Raw genomic sequence first — 4,077 nt, forward strand, 5'->3', positions numbered from 1 at the left:
CGCCCCGGCCGAGGGCGATGGCGTACGTCGTCGTGTACGCCGAACTCGCCCTGGGCGTCGGCCTGGTGGCCGGCTTCCTGACCCCGGTCGCGCTCGCCGGAGGGCTCCTCCTCAACCTTCTCTACTTCACCCTCGTGATCCACGACTGGGCCGAGCAGGGGCAGAACTCGATGATGGCTCTGATCTCGGTGGTGGGGCTGTTCGCGATGTGCTGGCAGACCTGGTCGGTGGACGCCGCGGTGGGGTGGTTCGGATGACGGGCGCCGACCGCTTCGACCTGCCCGAGGCCGACGCCTTCACCCGCGCCTACTGGGACGCGACGGCGCAGGGGCGGCTGCTCGTGCGGCGCTGCGGGGCGTGCGGGCTGGCACACCACCCGCCGCGCGAGTTCTGCCCGCACTGCTGGAGCGAGGACGTGACCTGGGAGCCCGCGAGCGGCCGGGCGGCCCTCTACACCTGGTCCGTCGTGCACCGCAACGACCTGCCGCCCTTCTCGGCCCGTACGCCCTACGTCGCCGCCGTGGTCGAACTGGCCGAGGGGCCGCGGATGATGACGGAGGTGGTGGGCGCCGGGACAAGTGCTCTGTGGGCCGGGATGGACCTGGAGGTGGCGTTCCGGGCGGTGGGGGAGCGGGGAAAGCGCGGGGAGTACATGGTGCCGGTGTTCCGTCCACGTCCGGTTTCCGGCGGCGGCCGGGCGCGAGGCGTTGTTCAATGACCCGGTGACCGCCAACCTCCGTGACCTCAGCATCCTGTCCACCGCGCGCGTGACCGGGAACGGGCTGCGCCTGCGCCCATGGGACCCGGGCTCCGGCGCAGACGTCGAGGCGTGGCTGCGCGGCAACACCGACCCGGAGTTCCGCCGCTGGAACACGCCGATCAGCCCGGTCACCGACCGGGACGCCGCCGAGGACTCGCTGCGGGTGCGCACCGCACGCGCGCTGGAGGGCTCAGCGGTGGCCTTCGCGATCGAGGACGCGGGGAGCGGTACGACGCTGGGGCACATCGGGATCAACGACATCCGCCCCTTCATGGCCGTCGCGCGGGTCGGCTACTGGGTGCTGCCCGAGGCACGCGGCCGCGGGGTGGCCACCCGTGCCCTGAGTCTGGTGGCCGACTGGGGATTCGGAGAACTGGGCCTGCACCGCATGGAGTTGGACCACGCGGTCGGCCACGAGGTGTCCTGCCGGGTCGCCGAGCGGTGCGGCTTCCGGTGCGAGGGGACCATGCGCGACGCGGTGTTCCAGGCGGACCGCAGGGACGCGTGGCGCGACGCGCACCTGCACGCACGTCTCGCCACGGACCCGGCCCCGGAGCCGTACGCGAAGCCGTGACCGCGACCACGGCCGCGACCATGACCACCACCCGGCGAAATTCGGAGGCGCGCGGGACGCCGGGCCCCGGATCATGAGCCATGCCCACCACTCACGACTGGCACCTGACCGGCGACCTCGAGGAATTCCTGTCCCGCGCCGGTGACTTCCTGCGCTCCCGCCCGGCGCAGCACACCGTCCACCTCACCGTCACGGAGAGCCTGCGCGCCCGCGGCGGGCGCGTGTACGGCGACGCGGCACCGGAGTTCGGCGTGCTGGAGGGCCCGGACGGCGTCCGGGCAACCTTCTTCCGTACGCCACCGCACCCGCTCGCCGTGACTTCGCTGACCGGTGAGGAGGCCGAGACGCTGGCGGACGTACTCGCGGACGCGGGCCGCTCGCTGTCCGGAGTCAACGCCGACCACGACACCGCCGCCGTGTTCGCCGCCGCCTGGGAGCGCCGCACCGGCGCCAAGAGCGCCGTCCACCAGCGGATGCGGCTGTACCGGCTGGGCGAGCTGACCGCCCCGGGACCGGTGCCGCCGGGCCGCGCGCGGGTGGCCGGGGCGGCCGACCGCGAACGCCTGGCCCGGTGGTACGAGGAGTTCTGCGCGGCCGTGGGCGAGTCCGCGGCCCGGGACCCGCTGGAGTGGGCGGACGACCGGATCGAGCGGGGCGACATGACGTTCTGGGAGGAGCCCGGCGGGACGCCCGTCGCCATGGCCGGTACGTCCCCGAAGGTCGCCGGCCAGGTGCGCGTGGTCGGCGTCTACACGCCCGCCGAGCTGCGCGGCCGCGGCTACGCGGGAGCCGTCACGACGGAGGTGACCCGCTCCGCCCTGTCCTCCGGCGCGAACGAGATCCTCCTCTTCACCGACCTCGCGAACCCCACCAGCAACAGCCTCTACCAGCGAATCGGCTACCGCCCGGTCTCCGACTTCACCCTCCACACCTTCACCGGCTGACCCGGCGTGCGGGTCTCACCGCCGGCCGTCGCTTCTTTCCTCATAGCGAGGCAGGCCCTCGGTGGAGATGGTCCAGTCGCCGATGGTGACGTCCTCGCCGTAGGCGAAGTCCTTGCGGGTGGCGTAGCGGGGGCCCTCGGGGGTGGGGTGGATGTCGGTGAGCACGGCGCCGGTGCCGGTGCGGGGGTCGAAGATCGCGTAGACCGGGACGCCGATCAGGGGGTAGTCGCGCATCTTGGTGACCCAGTCGTTGTCCGGGTTGGACCGGGAGACGATCTCAACGGCGGCGACGAGCGTACGGGGGTCGAAGGACCCTTCCCCCTCCATGTCCGCCTCGGCGATCACCATGATGTCGGGGCGGCGCATGATGCCTTCGGATTCGTCCTCCACGTCTGGCACTCCCGTGTGGGCCACGATTTCCTGCGGCATCGCCTTCTCCAGGCGTTTCCGGATGCGCACAGTGGTCAGCGCATGCAGACCGCCGGGGTCCCTCAGATCGTGAACGAGTCCTTCACTGGCGATCTCGAACCGGCCGGGGAGGGCGTCGTCCACGGACTGAACGAAGGCGCGCAAGGTCTGGTAGACGTGTGAGGACAAGGCTCAGAAGCCCAGGTAGGTGATCTGGACGACGTAGACGCGTTCGCTGCGTACGACGACCTGGTAACCGAACCAACCGCCGGAGACGATGATTTCGCCGCCCTTCGGGTCGATTCCTTCGTGGGCCCGGCCGTGAATGTGGAGGGCCTCGGCCGCCCTGACAAGTTCGTCGGCCTTGCGTTCCACGGCGGTGAGGAAGTCCGCAGGGGCAGTACGAGCGGCTTCTTCGGCGCCGAAGGCGTACTCCCACTTCCAGCTCACTCGCGCACTGCTTTCAGGGCCTCGTCGAGGACCGCGCTCAACTCACGGAGGGCTTCCTGCGCGATGTCCGGATCTTCGTGTTCCAGATTGTTCTTCGCCCGGGCGTACCGGGTGGAGAGGTCCGGCCGACGGGCGATTTCGATCTCCTTGGCCCAGATCAGGACCCAGCTCTGTACCGGGCTGAGTGATTGCCACTCGACTGCCTTGGCGAAAGCCTCGTCCTTCATGGCCTGCATCTCTTCCAGGCGGCCCGGGGCAACGACGGTAAGGGCTGCACGCAGGGCATCAGGAGTCAGTTCGGGACGCGGAATCAGCTCGTGCCCGTGATCGGCCTGAGTGCTCATGGTGTCCTCCTGGGGGTGCACTGGCCAGAGTATCGGGCCTGCTGGAAGAGAACGGGACAGAACGGTCTCAGGAAGCGGTGGTGTGGGGAGTGCGGCAGTCACGGCAGAGTCCTGGGGTCGGTGAGCGGAAGGCGCGGTCGCAGTTGTCGCAGGTCTGAAGGGGGTGGCGGGGTTCGGGGATCGGTGGGGTCTGAGGGCGGAAGGGTGGTGGGGGTGGGAGTTGGGCGGTCAGGCGGTGGGCGAGGAGGGCGGCGGGGCGGGTCAGGGGTTCGTTGGGCAGGTTGGCGGTCAGGGCGTGGCGTACGGCGGTGGGCGTGAGGTCGCGTTCCAGCCAGGCGGCGACGCCCGGGGCGAGGTGCTCGGTGTCCGTGGCGGAAAGGAGCAGGCGGGGGTCTTTCCGACGGAGGCCGGTGAGGATGTCGGCGGCCGTCCGGAGGAGGGCGGGGGCGGGGCACGAGGGCTGGGGGACGGCGGGGAGGCGTTTGCGGGGCGCGGGCTCGTCCGGTGCCGTGCGCCGGGCGGGTTTGCGGGTGGTCGTCTCGCGGGCGGCCCTGTGGCCTGGGCTGTTGCAGGAGACCGTGCGGGTGACGATCCGGC

At 71.2% G+C, this 4,077-nt stretch carries 7 protein-coding genes and 1 pseudogene; 4 read left to right on the plus strand and 4 right to left on the minus strand.

The window, feature by feature from the left end; all coding sequences use genetic code 11:
- The 4 genes and pseudogenes from IE249_RS37735 to IE249_RS18595 all read left to right on the plus strand — a co-directional run.
- A pseudogene (locus IE249_RS37735) lies at window positions 1-257 on the plus strand (DoxX family protein); the annotation flags it as partial.
- Window positions 254-718, plus strand: a complete 465-nt coding sequence (locus tag IE249_RS18585) for a Zn-ribbon domain-containing OB-fold protein (protein WP_189705946.1) — start codon at window positions 254-256, stop codon at window positions 716-718. The pseudogene IE249_RS37735 and the gene IE249_RS18585, both read left to right, overlap by 4 nt.
- Before the next feature lie 4 nt (window positions 719-722).
- Entirely contained in the window at window positions 723-1,334 is a 612-nt protein-coding gene (locus IE249_RS18590) for a GNAT family N-acetyltransferase (protein ID WP_229858785.1), read from the plus strand.
- A gap of 80 nt (window positions 1,335-1,414) precedes the next feature.
- A complete protein-coding gene (locus IE249_RS18595; protein WP_189705947.1) occupies window positions 1,415-2,278 on the plus strand; it encodes a GNAT family N-acetyltransferase in 864 nt (287 codons plus the stop codon).
- 15 nt (window positions 2,279-2,293) lie between these two features.
- On the opposite strand, the gene IE249_RS18600 is transcribed toward IE249_RS18595, so the two are convergent.
- From IE249_RS18600 to IE249_RS37740, 4 genes are all read right to left on the minus strand, one after another.
- Window positions 2,294-2,851, minus strand: a complete 558-nt coding sequence (locus IE249_RS18600) for a Uma2 family endonuclease (RefSeq protein ID WP_189705948.1) — start codon at window positions 2,849-2,851, stop codon at window positions 2,294-2,296.
- Window positions 2,852-2,878: 27 nt separating this feature from the next.
- Window positions 2,879-3,136: a hypothetical protein gene (locus tag IE249_RS18605; protein ID WP_189705949.1), complete on the minus strand. Its 258-nt coding sequence runs from the start codon at window positions 3,134-3,136 to the stop codon at window positions 2,879-2,881.
- Window positions 3,133-3,480, minus strand: coding sequence for a hypothetical protein (locus tag IE249_RS18610; protein WP_189705950.1), 348 nt, complete (start codon window positions 3,478-3,480; stop codon window positions 3,133-3,135). The genes IE249_RS18605 and IE249_RS18610 overlap by 4 nt, the downstream gene beginning before the upstream one ends.
- A gap of 67 nt (window positions 3,481-3,547) precedes the next feature.
- Window positions 3,548-4,077, minus strand: a 530-nt coding sequence (locus IE249_RS37740; RefSeq protein ID WP_229858787.1) for a helix-turn-helix domain-containing protein, incomplete at its 5' end; no start/stop codon positions are given.

The sequence above is a fragment of the Streptomyces anandii JCM 4720 genome, from assembly GCF_014650655.1.
Taxonomy (GTDB): domain Bacteria; phylum Actinomycetota; class Actinomycetes; order Streptomycetales; family Streptomycetaceae; genus Streptomyces; species Streptomyces anandii.

Coding starts and splice junctions, on each gene's coding strand:
- IE249_RS18585 (WP_189705946.1), top strand. CDS start 254: ATGACGGGCGCCGACCGCTTCGACCTGCCCGAGGCCGACGCCTTCACC.
- IE249_RS18610 (WP_189705950.1), bottom strand. CDS start 3,480: ATGAGCACTCAGGCCGATCACGGGCACGAGCTGATTCCGCGTCCCGAA.
- IE249_RS18595 (WP_189705947.1), top strand. CDS start 1,415: ATGCCCACCACTCACGACTGGCACCTGACCGGCGACCTCGAGGAATTC.